Origin of the sequence: Kitasatospora nipponensis, assembly GCF_039528135.1 — a bacterium.
GTDB classification, from domain to species: domain Bacteria; phylum Actinomycetota; class Actinomycetes; order Streptomycetales; family Streptomycetaceae; genus Kitasatospora; species Kitasatospora nipponensis.
Window position 1 is genome coordinate 1 of the sequence record NZ_BAAALF010001070.1, and the last position, 539, is coordinate 539.

Here is a 539-nt window from a genome sequence, read left to right on the forward strand (position 1 = left end):
CTCGCGGTGATCGGCCGCACCGGCAGGGCCGGCAGCGAGGTCCAGCTCTGCCGCGACGGCGCCGACCCGGTCACGCTGTACCAACACCGGGAGGACGACCAGGTGGTGGCGCTCTCCGCCGACGACTCGCTGGTCGCGATCGGGCACAGCGAGCACGGCGACAGCCGGCACCCCGCGCTGCGGGTGCTCGCCGTCGACGGCTCGACGGTCGCCGAGCTCTGGGACGGCGCCGGGCTCGGGCTCAGGGGTTCCGGCTTCCCCCCCGTCCCGGGCGACCCGCGGCTGCTGGTCGAGCACGAGCGCCGCGGCCGGCCCGAACTGCTGGTCTGGGACACCGTCAGCGGGGCCCAGCGCGAGCTGGTCCTCGACCTGCCCGGTGAGACCGGCGCCGACTGGTACCCAACCGGCGACGCGCTGCTGATCTCGCACTCCCACCACGCCAGGGACGAGCTCTACCGGTACGACCTGACGAGCGGTCAGCTGACCCGGATCCCGACCCCGCGCGGGACGATCGGCTCCGCCACGGTCCGGGCCGCGGC

General features: G+C 75.5%; 1 protein-coding gene. It reads left to right on the plus strand.

The features are described from left to right. Positions 1-539, plus strand: a 539-nt coding sequence (locus tag ABD323_RS44920; protein WP_486327197.1) for a TolB-like translocation protein, incomplete at both ends; no start/stop codon positions are given.